Raw genomic sequence first — 17,551 nt, forward strand, 5'->3', positions numbered from 1 at the left:
TCTAAAAAGAACTTTCACATGGAATCAGGATCACTAACAAATCTTGCCCAGGACGCAAGCGTTCAACGTCGTAGCATTGCACTTCCTTACGATTGGAAATTAGTTCATGGAGACATCATCCCTAAAGGGCAAATTGCTTACACCCTCTACGGAAATATCAAAAATCCCTGCATCTTAGTTTTGGGAGGCATTTCTGCAGGAAGAGATGTCGCACACGAAACTGGAGAATATGCCAGCGGCTGGTGGTCTTCTCAGATAGGTGACGGTAAAGCTATAGACTTAGATGATTATTCAGTACTGGGTTTTGATTATTTGGGTGGCAACGGTAATTCCAGTGGCCCGTACAATAAAAATGACCAATTTCCAGTTATCGATACTCGTGATCAAGCTCGTGCTTTGGCTTACCTCATTATTTCTCTAAAAATTAATCGCCTCCATGCTGTAATAGGAAGTTCTTATGGAGGAAAGGTGGCGCTCGCTTTATGCGAAGAATTTCCAGAACTGGTAAGCCAGGCACTCATTATTAGTGCCGCAGAGAAAACCAGTGTTCAAAGCTCTGGTCTACGTAGTATTCAGCGGCAAATAGTTGAACTCACTCATTCAACTACTCAAGCACAAGCAGGACTCGCTCTTGCCCGCGCTTTAGCGATGATCACTTATCGTTCTCCAGAAGAGTTTGCCAAGCGATTTGATTCATCAACTGAAATTAACAATGGCCAGTATCAATCAGAAATCGATAATTATCTGTCATCCCGAGGCAATCAATTCGCGAGCCAATTTAGTGCTGAAGCATTTTATTGTCTTTCTCAGTCTATCGATTTACATAACGTTGATGCGACCAAAATAAATCTTCCAATCACCTGCGTCGGAATTACCAACGATCAATTAATTCCGTTCGAATCAGTTAAACAGACAGCGGAAAATGCCAATGGCCACTTTATTCGTATTTCTTCTGAATATGGGCACGATGCCTTTTTAAAAGAGGTTGAGGCTATTAGCTGGATAATTAAACGCTTTTTAAAAATTAACGAAGTGAGAGATGACTATGACAACGACCAAGGAAACTTGCTCAGCATCGACTGTTGCGGTTAAGGCAGGAATTGAAGCAGACAAAGCATATGGTGCGGTTACGCCGCCTTTGTATTTATCGAGCAATTATACATTTAGTGATTTTGCAGAGCCCCGGCAGTACGACTACTCTCGCTCGGGAAATCCAACACGCGATCTATTAGCGGATGCACTGAGTGATCTCGAAGGAGGCTCTGGCGCAGTCATCACCTCTACGGGAATGTCTGCCGTTCTATTAGTAACACAACTGCTTAAGGCAGGTGATTTAGTGATTGCTCCACATGACTGCTACGGAGGAACTTATCGATTATTTCGTAATTTGGCTGACAAAGGTCATTTTCGAATTCTATTTGTCGATCAGAATGATCCTATTGCTTTGCAGGATGCTTTTTCTCATAACCCAAAACTCTTGTGGATTGAAACACCCAGTAACCCATTACTTCGCATTGTTGATATACAAAAGCTCAGTACGCTTGCCCATCAGCATCACTGCTTAGTCGCTGTCGATAATACATTTTTGACACCAATCTACCAAAAACCATTTGAACTCGGTGCAGATATCGTTGTTCATTCAACTACCAAATACATTAATGGTCATAGTGATGTCGTTGGTGGCGCTGTTATTGGAAAAACGGAAGAGCTTGCTGAACAATTAAAATGGTGGGCAAACTGCGTGGGCATTACTGCCAGTCCGTTTGATAGTTTTTTAACTTTGCGTGGTTTACGAACTCTCAGCGCTCGACTGAAGCAACATGAAATAAACACCAAAGATGTGCTTGAATATCTACTACAGCATTCACAAGTCGATAAAGTCTATCACCCTTCAATTGAGCAACATCCGGGTCATTTAATTGCCAAGCATCAGCAGTCAGGCTTTGGAATTATGATTAGCTTTGAGTTGGCAGGAGATGAGTTAGATATCAAAAACTTTATCCGTTCGCTCAATCAGTTTTCACTCGCAGAATCATTAGGCGGAGTCGAATCGCTAATTTGCCATCCCGCGTCGATGACTCATGCTGCAATGGATCCGGAAGCACGTCAAACGGCAGGAATAAAAAGCAATCTACTTAGAGTTTCCCTCGGTATTGAAGATTCAGGAGACCTCATTAGCGATCTCGACAGAGCATTTCAATACGTTAATCAATGTCGCATAACCCAACAGGCGGTGTAATATGCTTTTACAGAATCAAAATGTTTACGAACAACCTTTTAGACAATTAACGCTCCCAAAGTCGATTATTAAAATCGACAGTGTTTCAATAGAGTCCGCAGGTTGCTTTTTAAAAGTTGCTCAGTTCATAAAAGATAATTTGAGTAGTAATGACTTAGTTGTTCTTTCATCATCCGGCGACACTAAGAAATCACTCATGCAATTATGCAATGACGAAAAAAGCGCTACGGATAAATTGGATTCAGTTATCATTCATCACAAAACGATAATAAAAGGCTGTCTACCACTAAACTCCCAAAACCAGGTTCTTAAAAGCTTTGATCAAGACTGCTTATGGATAAAACACTTAATTGAAATTAATCGAGTTCAACAACACCAAGAAGAAATCATTGCTTTCGGAGAAATATGGTCAGCAAAGATACTAACTGCAATTTTAGAGAGCGATGGCGTAGATGCTAGCTGGATAGATAGCCGCCGCTTTATAAAATTACAGAAGCTCAATGGTCAATATGCAGTCGATATCCTTCAGTCAAAAAAGTACTATTGCGAACATCAAAAGTCTCGTCAAAACAGACTATCTATAGTAACAAGTTCTATCGCAGGGGACTGTGAATGCCGAACACTTAGTTTAGAGTGCTGTAAAAATGAAAAGAACTTAAATACTCTCAGCGCTATTGTTGATGCTGAAAAAATTTCTTTCTATGAGCAGCTAGTTTCTAAAGATATTTTTTCCAATAAAAACAATACGATTCAGTTTAAACATTGATTAAAAAACAAAGACTTCCTGTTAACTTAACTTGAGCTTGGCTCTTAAGAATAGCATTGCTATTTAATGAAATAAGAATAGTTATTTTTTTGACTCCGGATCACCCTCATCAATAGAAAAGGATGCTTTTCCCACATTAGCATTGCCTTTCTCTTCCTCTTTTTCTTCTTCAATTTCTTCTAATGCCAATGTTAATCCATCACTTGTTTTCACTGTTTTATCTTCTTCTTTTTTCATTTCTTCTTGCTCATTTTTCTCACTCGAACTTTGTTGTTCATCATCAACCTTATCATTGACAACTGGCTCTTCAGAGCCATTTTCTGACTTACCAGCAAGCTTAATCATTAACCTCAAATTATTTGGAGAGTCAGCATTTTTTGTTGCATCATCAAGCGATATTTTACCATCGTCCCAAAGTCGATACAGAGCCCGATCGAAAGTTTGCATTCCCAAGTTAAGGGACTTCTCCATAACTTCTTTTATTTCATGCACATTTCCGCGCTTTACCATTTCTTGTACGGTTGGTGTTCCCAAAAGAATTTCTATTGCCGCACATCGTTTTCCATCTACCGTTGGCACGAGTCTTTGCGAGATAAAAGCTTTTAAATTTAATGATAAATCATTCAATAATTGTTTGTGACGCTCTTCAGGGAAAAAGTTTATGATTCTATCCAATGCCTGATTGGCATTGTTTGCATGCAATGTTGATATTGCGAGATGCCCTGTTTCAGCAAATGCCAGTGCGTGCTCCATCGTTTCTCGATCTCGGATTTCACCGATAAGTATGACGTCTGGTGCTTGTCTCAATGTATTTTTTAATGCATCGTGAAAACTTAATGTATCAACACCAACCTCACGTTGATTAACGATACAACGCTTATGACGGTGAACAAACTCTACGGGATCTTCAATTGTAATTATATGACCGCCTTCTTTCGCATTACTATTTCGATAGTCGATAAGCGCAGCTAACGATGTGGATTTACCCGAGCCGGTACCACCAACAAACAAAATTAAACCACGTTTTTCCATGATCACTTTGGTTAGAACTTCAGGCAAACCTAAATTTTTGTAATTTGGAATTTCCGTTACTATATTACGAATAACCATTGCAATATCATTGCGCTGCTTAAATATATTTACACGAAATCGTCCAACACCCTTTTCAGAAATAGCAAGATTCATTTCTAATGTTTCATCAAACTCTTTAGCCTGTGCTTCACTCATTATTTCCAAAGAAATTTCCTTTATTCGCTTTTGCGTTAAAGGATCACGTTCGATCGGTTTTAATACACCTTGAAATTTCGCACAGGGTGGAGCTCCCGTACTAAAATACAAATCAGACCCATCTTTAGAAGCCAAAATCTTAAGGTAGTCTTTAAAGTCCATAATTGAAAAATGCCGTGGAATACGTACCTAAAGCTTAGAACAGCGTTATAAATTGGCAAGTTATAAAAAAAAGGCAGATATCGAGGATCTGCCTTTTATCGTGAGGGGTAATTTTGATTCTATTGTTTTTCGATGTAAACGTTTCCAGAACTCGTATGTAGCTCGAGCTGCGGTCCACCACCATTAATGGGTCCTTTCAACTTATATTCTGCTTCAGAACGACCATTTATTTCAAAGTCGCTATATACTTTCCGCCCTCGAGCATATAAGTCAACCGCAATACCGCTGGCCAGTTCAACTCGAATACTACCACCTGAAGTCGATAACTCAGAATCACCTTTGGGTTGTTCTGTCATTGATACAGTAACACTACCACCCGATGTTTTTGCAGATACTGTTCCGCCAACGTTTCCCATTTTAATGCTACCACCCGAAGTGGCGACATCGGCGGTGCCGGAGACAACACCCAACGTTATACTACCGCCCGAAGTTCGACCGTAAACATCACCAACAACATCACCGATATTAAGTGAGCCACCACTGGTTTTGACTTTAACATCTCCTTTAGAAGAGTTTACCGAAACCGAACCACCCGATGTTTTTCCATCAATGCTTCCTTCTATATTTCCAAACCGTAAACTTCCGCCCGATGTTTTGGCTCTCACTTCGCCAATTAAATCGCCAACTTGAATGGAGCCTCCCGATGTGTTGAGATCAACATCGTATTGCTGAGGTAATCGAATATCGAAATGTACTCGACGACTGCCTGAGCCCCAGCCCCAGCCTGAATCACCTTCACCTTTTATTTCCAGCCCACGACTGGAAGCATCAAACTCAACAGTGAACTCATCTTCGTCAAATCCTTCTATTTCTACGGACACTTCAATCTTTGACTGATTATGAGTGCGTACTTGAATAGAGCCAACGTCCGTCTTAACTTCCAAATGACCGGCTCCTTCAACATCAAATGACTTATTGATGGTGCGATCCGCTAAAGCACTACCAGAAAACCCGGCCGCAATCGTGAGAAGTAAACCAATCACAGGTCGAAATAGTTTTGTATTATTCACATTAAACTCCCAGTTTTAACTCTTACTAACTAAGACGCTCGATATTGTTAAATGGTTTAAATGAGTAACTTTGATTAACTCTGGTAAACACGCTGACAAATCAACCAGGCAAATAACGAATACGCCATACAGCCTACCATAATAAAAGCAATATCAATCTTAAAATCGATTAAAGCTCCCAAAACGATGGGCGCAATTGCCGTGGAAATAACCATAAGGGCACTAACTAATGATCGAATACTTCCTAAATGCCGTGTTCCGTAAACTTCTGGCCATAAAGAACCAATCGTTGGCCCACTAGCACCAACTGAAAATCCAGACAAAAACATAAACGCTATCCACCCAAAAAGAGAATCAAAAATCAGGCAGCTGATGCCTAATGTGAGCGGGATTAAATACACACGCATCACTCTTTTAGCGCCCCAGCGGTCAACCAACGCGCCTGTAAACAAAGAACCTAACGCGTGAGTAATCGCATACAAGGTCATACTGGATGCAATTGCAGATAAAGACCACCCTCGACCTTCTGCCCAAGCCACCTGATGAAAAAACAATCCAGTAATTAACATAGCCGGAGCGAGAATAGCCGGAATGGTTAACCAAAACCGGCCATCACGAATAACATCTCGCCGCTCCCAATGTTTAATGTTATCCGCTTCGCTTTCTGGTGTTGATGACTGACTTATCGGATGCTTTGCACGCTCATCTCCCAAGGTCCAAAGTAAAAGGGGTAAAAATAAAACGATTAAAACAACCGCCAATCCCATCCATACTTCGCGCCACCCCAAATACGCAATTGCGATAGCTGCCAAAATTGGCAAAATAAATTCACCCAGCGGCATGCCCATAGATGCAACACTTATTGCCTTACCTCGATTTTTATCAAAGTATCGAGCCATTGTTGTAAATGAAGTATGTCCAGTTAACCCCTGACCACAAAATCGAATCAATAGAAAACCAGCAAACAGCCAATATTCGTTAACTGCAAAGGCAAGAACCATTGTTGCAATGAAAGTTCCAAATAACACCCACAAGGTAAAGGTTTTCAAAGAACTGGTATCTAACTTACCGCCAATTAACATTAGCGTGAACCCACTAATTAACGTAGCTATCGAGTAATAAGCACTGTATTCCGTGTTGCTTAGTGAAAAAGAATCTCGCCACTCACCACCAAAGACGGATATAAAAAAGGTTTGTCCATAATTTCCAACAAACACGAGCACAAAACCAAACAACAAGAAGCGATAGTTTTCGAATATAAACTTTCCGTAACCCACAAATACCCACACTTAATCTAAGAAAATCGCGCAATATTATAACGGATTGAGGAATTAAGTCAGATCAATTGATTAAGCAAGGAGAGTTCTCTGCTGACGTGTATTAATAAAAGATCAACATCATTACTTAGATACCTAGTCATCAAAAAGTGACATGAGATGTTTAAAAACTTGTCCCGCTGGCTTTGCTATAAGGAGGTCCACTTTGCTCGATAAAGATGTTGCATTAGGATTGATTTCAATGAGCTTTGCTCCGGCTTGCAAGGCTACATTAGCAAATCCTGCAGCAGGGTAAACTTCACTCGAAGTCCCCACAGAAAGAAATAAATCACATTGTTGACTCACTTTTTGCGCCATATCAATAACGGATGCATCAAGACTTTCTCCAAACCAGACGACAGACGGCCGCAAGTAAGCCGATTGACATTGGTTGCACCGTTTTAGGGGCTCTTCAATATCAACGACTGACTCATGATAATCACATTGCGAATTATGACAGCGATTTTCAAATAAATGACCATGCAGCTCAATCACTTCCGTACTGCCCGCTTGCTGATGTAACCCATCGACATTTTGCGTAATAAGGTAGAGCTTCAATCGCTTTTGTAACTCAGCAATACCAAGATGTGCAGCATTGGGACTCGCTTGTTGCACCTGCTGTCTGCGCCATTGATACCAGCTCCAGACTAACTCAGGATCTCGGGAAAACCCTTCAGGACTCGCCATCTCCATTGGATCATACTTAGACCACAAGCCCTCTTGAGCGTCTCGAAATGTTGAAATTCCACTCTCTGCTGACACGCCAGCACCGGTCATTACGGTGATGCATTCGGCTTGCGTCAACCACTCATAAAGATTTTGAATGTCTGAGTTGTTCATTTCTTAGCAATTTCTCTTACATTATCTAAACTTATCTTACTGCAAGATTTGAACCTGTAAAACAACTGAAAAAAGATAGAACGCTTTACAAACCGACAATTTCGGCCCTAAAGCGTGACAATGAGGCAATGGAAATGGGATTTTTTAGCAACAGTTTACGAGCAAAGATTTTAATAATCGCCGCAGGGGCGCTCATTGCTATAGCAGTTACATCTCTGATAATGATGTTTCGCTTGCAAGGCAGTGTTAATCATTTTGACGATGTTGTCGAGTCGCTCATTAATGAAAAGCGAACTTCGGCAGAAATAGCAACACTATTCAAAACCCAAGTTCAAGAATGGAAAAATGTTCTTTTAAGGGGACACGATACCGACGACAGGAATAAATATTGGAACCGGTTTTTGGACAAACAAAATGAAATTCAGGACAAAGCTAAAAAACTCTTACCCATTATAAAATCAGGTGGCGCTCAAACAATATTGAAAAATTTTATCGAATCTCATGCTGAATTAGAAAGTCAATATAAAAATGGATACGAGTTATTTATTAACAACAATTTTGACCACAAACTCGCAGATAAGTCGGTTCGTGGCATTGATAGAGAACCTGCCAAATTATTAAATGAGTTTGGCAAAATAGTCACGGCGCAAGCTACTGAAGATTCGGCACAGGCACACGAATCTGCAGGCTCAACCAGTTTTATATCGATTACCGTTATAGTGTTACTAACAGCTGTGTTGTTACTCATTTTATTTTTCGTTTTAAATTCTCAGTTTAACAAGCCCGTTAGCGAATTACTCAGCATCATACGTCGATTTGGTGAAGGCGATTTTTCTGAGCACATAAATGCAAGTGGTACCGACGAGCTGGCTCAAATGAAAAAGCAGCTGGCTAACATGCAAGAGTTTTTGCAAGAGCTCATGGGACAGGTGAAATCGACTTCCAGTCGCCTCAATAAAGATGCAGACACTGTGAGTCGAGCTTCTGCAGAAATCGCACATGGAACACAAACTACGTCTTCACGCATTGAACAAACCGCCACAGCAGTTACTCAGATGACATCAACTGTTCAAGAAGTTGCACAGAATGCGATTGGTGCAGCGGAATCAGCCTCTCAAGCTGATTCATCCGCACAAAATGGCCGTAATGTAATGCAAACGACCATCAGAACCATTAATGCTTTATCTGACGAAGTCTCTAAAGCTTCCAATGTAATTCAAAAGCTAGAAGAAGACACCAACAGTGTTGGTACTGTGTTGGATGTAATTCGTGGCATTGCAGAGCAAACCAACTTGCTCGCACTAAATGCAGCAATAGAAGCCGCCCGAGCAGGAGAGCAAGGTCGAGGCTTTGCCGTTGTCGCCGATGAAGTTCGAAATTTAGCACAACGAACTCAGGAATCAACGGCAGAAATTCAACAGATTATTGAGAATGTTCAAACCGGAGCGAAAGATGCGGTTGCCGCAATGGAACAAGGTCGAGAATCGACATCGACCTGTGTCGACCAAGCAAATCAAGCAGGCGCATCGTTAGATGAAATAACTTCAGCCGTGAACGAAATCCACATGAAGAATACACAAATTGCCACTGCCGCAGAAGAGCAAACAACCGTTGCTGAAGACATTAGTCTAAACGTCAATGAAATTTCAGAGTCTACTAGCGAGATACACGAAAGTGTTCGAAAATTTAATGAACTATCCTCATCACTCGCTGAAATGGCAGAAGAACTCACACTAATAACCCAAAAAGTTAAAGTTTAAATTTCTTTTAATATTTATCTGAAAGAAAAAAGCCTTGAATAACTTCAAGGCTTTTTTAAATCCCTACCAACTTAACTATAAAATCAGTCGAATTAATTTTGCTTCGCTTTATCGGAGCAAAAATCTGGAGCTGCGCTGAGTACCACTGCACAAACCTGGCTACCTGCCGACTCAGGACATTGTTCTAACGCCCAATCAGTACCGCCTTTATTTTTAACTGAGTCACACATAGAAGCATTATAATTTGCCATATCTAAACAACTTTCAAGAAACAGTCGCTCGGTTACCTGACAAACAAGCTCTTTGCAATTAATTATTCTCTGTTTAGATGCATCAACACAAGCTAAACTATCACCTGACTGAGCAACTTGAGTAGCGTGCAAAGCCGCTTCTTCAGACAGCTGCCTAATTTTTTCTTCATTACTACTCAACCACCACCAGCCAGCTCCAATAACAGAAACAACCAGTAATGCAATAACACCTATTATAATAAAAAAAACTTTCACTGTTTGCCCTACTACTCTAAGTTTACGGTTGAGGATAACGACTCACTAGTCCATCATAGACTTTGTCTCGAAAATCAGAATCGCTTATATCTAATGCGTTTAAAACTTCTATTAAATGCTCATTGTCTTCTTTTCCATTCCAAACCTTAATGTATGAACCATCTTTGTAACCATGATCTTGGCGGAAAAAATTCAATGTGTTTTTTCCAACGTAACTTCGATAAAGCTCATCAAATGACATATCGATTTGCCACATGCAGCCAGCAAAAGCTTCTGCATCAAAACCCTGTGTTGTTAATGCTGAAGCGGCCAACATTTCTAATGTATCACGAAAGCTACCGCCCTGTTTTGCCTGTGACATTTCAGTTGCTAATTGTTGCGCAATAGTTTCGAAATTGTCCACGCCATTAATACGACAACTTAACCCAAAATGAAATATATCAACCAACTCCAATTTTACTTGATCTAAGTCTGGCTCTTGGTGCTTCCACCATTTCCAACCGTAATGGTCAAGCATTTCCCCGCATTCAATCCAAATCGCTCGATACCATTCAAAATTTTTGTCAAACCAGTCTGAATGCACTTTCTTATTCATTGCATCTTGCATTTCCAGCATGACAGTTAATGGAGTAATTAAAGATTCTGTATTTTGAGCCATTTATTTTTCCGGTTTTTTTAGGTTTAAATTGTATTAAAAATGATAGTGAATGGTTAACGATGCGAAATCGAGTCCTGGATTCGGCTGTTCTAGATAACCATTTGAATAATGATTATAACGCAATGAAGAGCTCCATTCGTGCTGTTTACCAAAATGATAAGCGACCGAAAAATGCATAGCGAAATTATAATCACTCGACATTTTAATTTCTTCGTATTCCGTTGTACTTAAATGCGCGATTCCTAGCGCCGCTTCATAACTCCAGTCACTGTTTATATCGTCATTATGATAAAGGCGTAATGTAGGTTTAATCGCCCAAATAGTCATATCATAATTTTCGCTGGCATGTGCACCTTTTAAACGATGCCACTCGGTCGAAAGATACCAATGACCGACTCCCAATATTTTATCTTCAAAAGATTTGTTAAGATCATATTGAAATCCAATTCCCATACCTTGCGTCGACGCAATACTACCCGACTGTATGAGGGTGTCGTCCATTCCCCAACCATAAGCAAAATAAACGTTATCTTTAGCATTCGCCAAAGTCGAGAGACTCAGCAAAAACATCAATATTTTAAGTCTCATGATATTCCTCGAACTTTTTTGATTGCTTCGTAAGCAGTTTTAATTTCTTGAGTTTTTTGTGTTGCTACTTTAACCATCTGCTCTGGCAATCCTTTTGCAACAAGCTTATCGGGATGATGCTGCGCCATTAATTTACGATACGCCTTTTTAATTTCAGCATCCGACGCGGACTTTCCAACCCCCAGTCTTTTGTAGGCATTTTCAACAGTAACACCTGTACCCGATGAACTAGACTGAGAGGGACCGTAGTGATGGTTATTACGAGTTTTACGATAGAAAAATTGTTGTGCCTGAATCATCATTAATAATTGCTCAAGCACCAGTTTAGAAAAACCCAGCGACTTGGTGACAACTTTAAGTAACTCTTTTTCACTTGGGTGAATCGGACCATCAGCAAATGCTGCCTGTATTTGAATCTCGAGAAACATTTGCTTCAGGTTTCTTTGACGACCACACAATTTGGAAAAATGGCTCAACTCACCTTCCCAATCACACCCGGGATTTTTACCTTTACGAAAAAGCTCAATCGCTTTTTGTCGCATATCCCCCGTTAATCCCATTCGCTTAATAATTGCTTCAGCTGCTGCAATTTCTCTCTCAGTTACTCTTCCATCAGCTTTTGCCAACCTTCCCATCAATATAAACGTTGCATTAAAAAATGCTTGTTGCAATTGTTCAGGAGCTGACTTAGACGATGTCGCTCGAGCTAATCCACGATCAAAACTATGGCCAATTAATACACCAGCAATTGCCCCCGGTAACTTAGCCAAGCCAAAACCAAAAATTCCGCCAATCAGTTTTCCCCACCAGCTCATTAACCTTGGGCCTCAAACTTTTGATTCTAATACTTTACTGAAACTCAACTTCATCATTTAAGCCAGCAATTCATTAATTTGATGCAATCTTTCTGGAGTCCCTATATCCATCCAACAACCACGGTAAACTTCAGCGGAAACTAATTGCTGTTCAGCTTGTTCGCGTAAAACGGGCCCTAACGGAAACGAGCTACCGGCGGCATAACGTTGGAAAAATGCTGGATTGTAAACACCAATTCCCGAGTAAGTGAAAGACTGAGATAAATCATTCGTTAACCGACTTCCGCATATTCCAAAATCACCAACCTCTTTAAAGGATGGATTTTCTACCAATACCAGGTGCGCCACTTCGGGACATTTACCCAATAAATTTTCAAACGGAAAATCTGTATAGATATCACCATTCACTAAAATAAAAGGTTCATCTCCTAACAGTGGAAGCGCGTGTCTTATCGCTCCGCCGGTTTCCAGCGGCTCGCCCTCATCAGAATAGGCAATATTAACTCCAAACCGAGAACCATCGCCTAAAGCATCTTTGATCAACTGCCCAAGATAAGCCGTATTAATTACAATAGATTCGATTCCCGCTTGCTTCAATTTTTCAATCGGGTAATGAATTATTGGTTTCGAACCAATTTTGAGTAACGGCTTGGGAGTGTTATTAGTCAGTGGGCGCATTCGAGTTCCGAGACCCGCCGCTAAAATAAATGCTTTCATTCGAGCTTCCGCCACATTAATTGCGTATTGATCAACTCTGGTTTTAAGCGCTTTTCAAACCATGCTTTTATTTCGTCAAATTCCTCATAACGGACTAAAACATCAACAATATAGCTTAGGGTTAATGCAATATCCTTCATATACCCGGGCTTACCGTCACGGTGATTTAAGCGACAAAATATCCCTGCAACTTTGATATGACGCTGCAATCCCATCCAGTCGTAATCGCGAATAAAGGCTTCATCAAAGGACACGCTCAATCCTTTTTGAGTCGCTTTCTCAACATAACTTTCTAACCAGTCAAGCTGCTTGGCTCGGGGCCAAACCACATAACAATCTTTGAGCAAGCTAATTAAATCGTAAGTAACAGGTCCCTCAACCGCGTCCTGAAAATCGATCACACCTGGTGAGTGCTTCGGAACAATCATTAAATTGCGCGAGTGATAATCGCGATGAACCGCAACCTGTAGTTGACGCTGAGCATTAACAGACAATTGTTCAAACCAGTCGCTTAACATCGAATGCTCATTGTCTGTCAGTGTGATACCCAGGTGACTCATTAAAAACCATTCTCGAAATAGCTCCATCTCTCGATGAAGTAGAGCCGAGTCATATTTGGGTAACTGAGACTGGCAGTCAGAACATCCAACTTGAAGTTGAACCAAAGCATCTATCGCAGAGGAATAAAGAGCATCCTCCGCGCCATTTTTTAGTTGAGGTAAATACAGCTGGTCGCCAAAGTCCGAAAGCAACATAAAGCCTTGCGTTGCATCCTTGGCGATCACTTGCGGTACATTCACACCCGCGGCATGAAACATTGAAGCCACTCGCAAAAAAGCCTCTATGGGTTCTTTGTCGGGAGGCGAATCAACAGCAATAACAGATTGCTCTGCGTTGCTCGTTGAAGAAGAGTTTGAGTAAGTATCAGCAATAGGCAAACGAAAATAGCGGCGGAAACTGGCATCACCACTCACTACCGACAAAGATTGCTCAGCTTGATTGAGCTGCTTAGCGGCCCAAGATGCTAGCTGATTTTTTCGAGCATCTGTCATAGAAATTGTCCGTTAGAATCCCATTGTTTGTGAATTTGCTTTATCATGCGCCTTTTCAAGTCCATTAAGAAACGAATATAGGACAAAGACTTCATTGACGACACACAGTTCCGCTACTTTTGTAACGCTCCTCTTGAGCCTGGTACCGGTCGCCGCGACTGAGCTTAGTTCTTCTTCGCTGATTAGCCAGATAGCCCAGCAGCAGACGAACGAAACGGTGAATAATAATCAGCGCCGGGGCAAACTGCAAAACAAAGGTCTCAATTCTGACTCTCAATCGTCGCCTGCCGAGTCAAAAGAGCAGTCTTCCGCTCTTTGTCCAACCAATTTTGGCCCTATCAGCCTGGTTGATAGGTCAACTAATGAACAACCAACTGATATCAGTTTGAGTGCTGACTCGGCCAAAAGCCCAAATGAAAATGCCATCGAACTCAGCGGAAACGTACAACTTTCGAACGTCGACCTACATCTGCAATCCGAATTGATAACGCTCGATCAAGAGAAAGGTGAGTTTGCCGCCAAACAATCTGTCACGATTCAGAACAATTCAGGTCAATTTTCTGCCCAACAGGCAACCGGGAACATAAATTCTGGAGAAGCAGAATTAACCGATGCTCAATTTTCACTGCTCGGAAATGGCGGCAATGGCAATGCTGACTCAATCACCCTGAAGAAGAACAATCAATTGGATTTGTCAGAGCTCAACTTCTCCACCTGTCCGCAAGGCGATAACAGTTGGCGTCTGTATGCCGACAATTTAACTGTCGATCGCGACTCTGGTTGGGGAGAAGCCGACAATGTCGTTTTAAGAATTGCAGACGTTCCCGTCTTTTATATTCCCTGGCTAAAGTTTCCCATCGACGATCAAAGGCACACCGGTATTTTACCACCATCTATCCGCTCCAGTGATCGCAATGGCTTCGATTACGTTCAACCTATTTACTGGAATATTGCGCCGAACTACGATGCCACGATAACACCACGCTACCTTGAAAACCGCGGCACTCAACTGGGATTGGAATTTCGCTATTTATTCGGACAACACAGTGGTACTCAACAAATTGAGTTCTTACAAGACCGAGGTCAAGAAGATGCGACCATTAGTGACAATCGATGGTCATACCGACTACAGCATACTGGCCAGTGGTTAAATAACTGGCAAGCATCAATTGACGCCACCGGAGTGAGTGATCGCAATTACTTTTTCGACTTGGGAACCAACCTTTCGGTGAGCAACCGAGATCACCTGACTCGCTACGGCGAAGTTGGCTACTATACGTCGCACTTCGAAAGTACAATCAGCTGGATCCAATTTCAGCCCTTGTCATTAACTCAAACACCTTATCGACAACTACCCCAGGCACGTTTATGGTGGCAGCCAACAAGCTCAATTGAAGGCGTCAATTTTCAAATCTGGGGAAATTATTCTCAGTTTAGGAACGACGATATAACCCTTCCCGAAGCCGACAGAGCACTTGCTGCAGCACGCATAAGTTACCCACTCGAGAAGAGCTGGGGATATATTCGTCCCAGTGTAAGCATTTATCACCGTCAGTACGATCAGTCGACCATTATTGAGCCCTCTGAGTCCCTCTCGGTTGATGTTCCAATTGTGAGTATCGATAGCCAGATTATCTTTGAGCGAGCAACGGACAGCGGCAGGCAAACGCTGGAGCCGCGCTTATTCTTGCTTTATGTGCCCCATGAAGAACAATCAGAGTTTGGCTTATACGACACTCAACTGCCCGAAATTCGGTTCGAACGGCTATTTGCTGAAAACCGATTCACGGGTTATGACCGAATTGGCGACACCCAGCAGGCTTCAGTTGCGCTCACTAGCCGATACTTTACCGATGATATTGAAAAATTTAGCTGGTCGGTTGGTCAGGCCTTCTACTTCGAAGACCGACAAATTGCACTAGACTCCGCAACCGACCTAACAAGGAAACAGTCCGATATCGTGTCGGAAATCACCTGGCATCCCAGCAATGCCTGGCAGATCAGCGCTGCGATTGGTTACGACGCCTCCACGAAAGAAACTGAACAAGGCAATACAAGTATTCATTTTGAACCTGATGACAATTTGATGGTCAACCTAACGCACAGATACAAAAGTTCAAATCAAGAGCAAGGTGAACTATCTTTTTTCGTTCCGCTAGGAGATCGCTGGAAAGCAGTGGGTCGCTGGAATTATGATTTGATCAATCAACAAAGTCTTGAGACCATGGCAGGCTTAGAATATGAATCTTGTTGCTGGGCAATCCGACTGGTCTCACGCCGTTATTTAAACGCGCGTCTCGACGCAAATGGCGCTATAATCGCGGACCAAGACGGGCGATTTAATCAGGATCTGCTCTTTGAGTTTGTATTCAAAGGCTTATCAGGAACAGGTCGAAGAGGCCTTCGCTCTCAGCTCGACAGCCGATTGACGCAATAATTGACCAGCAGTGAGTTTAAGAAATAACCACTGAGTCAGAAGTAACCAATGTCCTTTACCGGACAACAATTGAAGTAATATGGAAAACAGCATGACAAAATACGTTTCTCTAGCTATCGCTCTTGCGCTTAGTTTCGCAGTGACTTCTATCAAAGCAGAAGAGAAGCTCGATCAAACCATCGCCATTGTCGAGCAAGATGTAATACTTGAAAGCGAACTAAAACGACGTATGAAATCCATTGTTCGCCAATTACAAAAAAATAACCAGTCGATCCCTCCCATGAAGATTCTTCAAGACCAAGTTTTGGATCGAATAATTATTGATTCATTACAGGTCCAAATGGCCAAACGAGCCGGTGTTCGAATCAGTGAGCAAGAGCTCAATGCTGCAGTTGCTGACATTGCAAAACAAAACCAAATGACCATTCAAAGCTTAAGAACCTCATTGATCCAAGACGGCATCAATTGGGAACTCTTTCGAGAAGACTTGCGAGAAGAAATTATGGCGGCACGCGTTCGTCAAGGTCAGGTTGCTCGAAGAATAGAAGTTAGCGAGCGAGAAGTTGACAATTTAGTTCGCTTAATTGATGCACAAGGCGAGCAAAATGTTCAATATCATCTTGGCCACATTCTTATTCCTATCACCAATGCCAGTGATTCAAAAAATATTCAAGAAGCCAGAGAAAAAGCACAAGATCTGGTTAAACAATTAAGAAACGGCGCAGATTTTTCAAACTTGGCGATACAACATTCTGCCGGACAGGAAGCTCTTCAAGGTGGTGACTTTGGTTGGCGGCCAGCACCGCAATTGCCAACACTTTTTGCAGGACCGGCCAAGTCACTTAAAGTTGGTGATGTCAGTGCTCCCTTACGTTCAGGTAGTGGCTTCCACATTATAAAATTGATCGATAAGCGCGGTGAAACAAAGCACATCGTGCAACAAGTTGATGCTCGTCATATTTTGTTAATGCCCAATACGATTCGTAACGAAGCGGATACTAAAAAAGAAATTTATGAGCTCTACGACAAAATTAAACAAGGCGCAGACTTTAGTGATTTAGCAAAAGAGCACTCAGATGATAAAGGCTCTGCCAGAGAGGGTGGAAAATTGGGATGGAGCACCCCCGATAAATTTGTAGGCCCATTCAAAAAAGCAGTAGAAACTTTACCGGTAAAAACAGTGAGTGAACCGTTACAAACTCAATTTGGCTGGCATATTGTCGAGGTGCTTGATCGACGAGCAGCAGACCAAACTGACGAGTTCAAACGCGAAAAGGCAGCAAGAATCCTTCAATCACGTAAGTTTGATGAAGAAGTCGAAAGTTGGTTACGAGAATTACGAGACACTTCTTATGTTGAAGTGCTCATCGAAAACGAAAATGAAAAGAAATAGAATTT

The 17,551-nt window shown here is 41.7% G+C and carries 16 protein-coding genes; 6 read left to right on the plus strand and 10 right to left on the minus strand.

Going from position 1 to position 17,551, the window contains the following annotated elements:
• The first annotated feature begins 18 nt into the window (after window positions 1-18).
• The 3 genes from metX to FAX86_RS04615 are packed head-to-tail and all read left to right on the plus strand — an operon-like array spanning window position 19 to window position 3,005.
• On the plus strand, window positions 19-1,092 hold the full coding sequence (gene metX, locus FAX86_RS04605; protein ID WP_144392164.1) for a homoserine O-succinyltransferase MetX: 1,074 nt from the start codon (window positions 19-21) through the stop codon (window positions 1,090-1,092).
• Entirely contained in the window at window positions 1,046-2,239 is a 1,194-nt protein-coding gene (metB, locus tag FAX86_RS04610) for a cystathionine gamma-synthase (RefSeq protein WP_144392165.1), read from the plus strand. The genes metX and metB overlap by 47 nt, the downstream gene beginning before the upstream one ends.
• 1 nt (window position 2,240) lies before the next feature.
• On the plus strand, window positions 2,241-3,005 hold the full coding sequence (locus tag FAX86_RS04615; protein ID WP_144392166.1) for an amino acid kinase family protein: 765 nt from the start codon (window positions 2,241-2,243) through the stop codon (window positions 3,003-3,005).
• An 81-nt stretch (window positions 3,006-3,086) separates the two neighbouring features.
• Here the strand turns inward: FAX86_RS04615 and FAX86_RS04620 are convergent, their stop codons facing one another.
• From FAX86_RS04620 to FAX86_RS04635, 4 genes are all read right to left on the minus strand, one after another.
• A complete protein-coding gene (locus tag FAX86_RS04620; RefSeq protein WP_144392167.1) occupies window positions 3,087-4,394 on the minus strand; it encodes a PilT/PilU family type 4a pilus ATPase in 1,308 nt (435 codons plus the stop codon).
• Between the two features lie 119 nt (window positions 4,395-4,513).
• Entirely contained in the window at window positions 4,514-5,464 is a 951-nt protein-coding gene (locus tag FAX86_RS04625) for a DUF4097 family beta strand repeat-containing protein (RefSeq protein WP_144392168.1), read from the minus strand.
• Between the two features lie 74 nt (window positions 5,465-5,538).
• Window positions 5,539-6,741, minus strand: coding sequence for an MFS transporter (locus tag FAX86_RS04630; RefSeq protein WP_164503458.1), 1,203 nt, complete (start codon window positions 6,739-6,741; stop codon window positions 5,539-5,541).
• Window positions 6,742-6,876: 135 nt separating this feature from the next.
• The gene (locus FAX86_RS04635; RefSeq protein ID WP_144392170.1) at window positions 6,877-7,620 is read right to left on the minus strand and encodes an SIR2 family NAD-dependent protein deacylase; all 744 of its coding nucleotides are present in this window, start codon (window positions 7,618-7,620) and stop codon (window positions 6,877-6,879) included.
• Window positions 7,621-7,754: 134 nt separating this feature from the next.
• Between FAX86_RS04635 and FAX86_RS04640 the strand changes: the two genes are divergently transcribed.
• Window positions 7,755-9,380, plus strand: a complete 1,626-nt coding sequence (locus FAX86_RS04640) for a methyl-accepting chemotaxis protein (RefSeq protein WP_164503459.1) — start codon at window positions 7,755-7,757, stop codon at window positions 9,378-9,380.
• A 92-nt stretch (window positions 9,381-9,472) separates the two neighbouring features.
• Here the strand turns inward: FAX86_RS04640 and FAX86_RS04645 are convergent, their stop codons facing one another.
• The 6 genes from FAX86_RS04645 to FAX86_RS04670 are packed head-to-tail and all read right to left on the minus strand — an operon-like array spanning window position 9,473 to window position 13,716.
• A complete protein-coding gene (locus FAX86_RS04645; RefSeq protein WP_144392172.1) occupies window positions 9,473-9,886 on the minus strand; it encodes a hypothetical protein in 414 nt (137 codons plus the stop codon).
• 22 nt (window positions 9,887-9,908) lie between these two features.
• Window positions 9,909-10,544, minus strand: a complete 636-nt coding sequence (locus tag FAX86_RS04650) for a dUTP diphosphatase (protein WP_144392173.1) — start codon at window positions 10,542-10,544, stop codon at window positions 9,909-9,911.
• Window positions 10,545-10,577: 33 nt separating this feature from the next.
• Window positions 10,578-11,132: an acyloxyacyl hydrolase gene (locus FAX86_RS04655; protein ID WP_144392174.1), complete on the minus strand. Its 555-nt coding sequence runs from the start codon at window positions 11,130-11,132 to the stop codon at window positions 10,578-10,580.
• Window positions 11,129-11,947, minus strand: a complete 819-nt coding sequence (gene djlA, locus FAX86_RS04660) for a co-chaperone DjlA (RefSeq protein ID WP_144392175.1) — start codon at window positions 11,945-11,947, stop codon at window positions 11,129-11,131. The genes FAX86_RS04655 and djlA overlap by 4 nt, the downstream gene beginning before the upstream one ends.
• Before the next feature lie 57 nt (window positions 11,948-12,004).
• Entirely contained in the window at window positions 12,005-12,664 is a 660-nt protein-coding gene (murU, locus tag FAX86_RS04665; protein ID WP_144392176.1) for an N-acetylmuramate alpha-1-phosphate uridylyltransferase MurU, read from the minus strand.
• Window positions 12,661-13,716 carry an aminoglycoside phosphotransferase family protein gene (locus tag FAX86_RS04670; protein WP_144392177.1) on the minus strand — a complete coding sequence of 352 codons (1,056 nt, stop codon included), beginning with the start codon at window positions 13,714-13,716 and terminating at the stop codon, window positions 12,661-12,663. The genes murU and FAX86_RS04670 overlap by 4 nt, the downstream gene beginning before the upstream one ends.
• 94 nt (window positions 13,717-13,810) lie before the next feature.
• Here FAX86_RS04670 and FAX86_RS04675 point away from each other — a divergent pair, with 94 nt between their 5' ends.
• Window positions 13,811-16,153 (plus strand): LPS-assembly protein LptD, encoded by a 2,343-nt coding sequence (locus FAX86_RS04675; RefSeq protein ID WP_144392178.1) that lies wholly within the window; start codon window positions 13,811-13,813, stop codon window positions 16,151-16,153.
• 91 nt (window positions 16,154-16,244) lie between these two features.
• Window positions 16,245-17,546: a peptidylprolyl isomerase SurA gene (gene surA, locus FAX86_RS04680; protein ID WP_164503460.1), complete on the plus strand. Its 1,302-nt coding sequence runs from the start codon at window positions 16,245-16,247 to the stop codon at window positions 17,544-17,546.
• The last annotated feature ends 5 nt before the right edge of the window (window positions 17,547-17,551 follow it).

It is taken from the genome of Pleionea sediminis, assembly GCF_007570825.1.
Lineage (GTDB): Bacteria > Pseudomonadota > Gammaproteobacteria > Enterobacterales > Kangiellaceae > Pleionea > Pleionea sediminis.